Source organism: Paenibacillus sp. Y660 (assembly GCF_057221575.1).
The window spans coordinates 1-804 of record NZ_JBXBBJ010000084.1; the positions used below are offsets into that span (position 1 = coordinate 1).

At 53.4% G+C, this 804-nt stretch carries 1 protein-coding gene; it reads left to right on the forward strand.

The features are described 5' to 3' along the window. Window positions 1-498, forward strand: a 498-nt coding sequence (locus AC2TDN_RS26540) for a transposase (RefSeq protein ID WP_484690735.1), incomplete at its 5' end; no start/stop codon positions are given. Window positions 499-804 lie beyond the last annotated feature (306 nt).

Here is an 804-nt window from a genome sequence, read left to right on the forward strand (position 1 = left end):
CTGCGGCTTTTGGATCGGCGTGAAGATCTCAGCGCCCAGATTTCCATCCTGGAACAGGAGATGGACGCCCTGCTCGCTCAAGTGCCACAAGAGGTGCTCTGGCCGTTGCAGCAAGTCGGGATGAACCCTTGGTTTACAGCCGTCATACTGGGGAACACGGGCGATCTGAGACGATTCAGGCATGGGCAGCAGTTGCTAGCGTTAGCGGGCCTGAATTTGGCAGAAAGCGCCTCGGGCAAGCGAAAAGGGCAAATCATCATCTCCAAGCGAGGGCGGAGGCAACTGCGCAAATATTTGTATCTGGCTGTACTTATGATGATATGCAACCATCCTAGCTTTAAACGTTGGCATGCTGACAACGTCGGGACACGCCAGCGGAAAGGAAGACACTCTCTCTTTAAGCTCATAGGCAAACTATGTCGTATACTGGTTTCTCTGGCACACAGCGGAGAAGCGTTTAACGAAAGCAAGCATCCGAGGCTCGAGCAAGCCGCCTAATTTTTCAGCGAGGCGAGACCCCGCTTCCCACGTATGCTCCCTCGTTTGCAGGATGACAAAGAAAGCACGGAGTACCGAGATGGAGTTCCGCAAGGGCACAGACCCGTCAGTTAAAACCAATCGGCCTCCACCACTTGGGCAGGTATGACGAAGGAAAGTAAGGGCGCAGACCCGTAGAGACATGGGATGGTGAACCCCCAAGAGTGTAGTGGAGAATGCGTGCAGAATATGGATAATTAAGGGAATATTGAGGATTCCTTTGTTTGCGCATGCCCTTACACCCCTTTGGGGCGAGTTCCCCTGTAG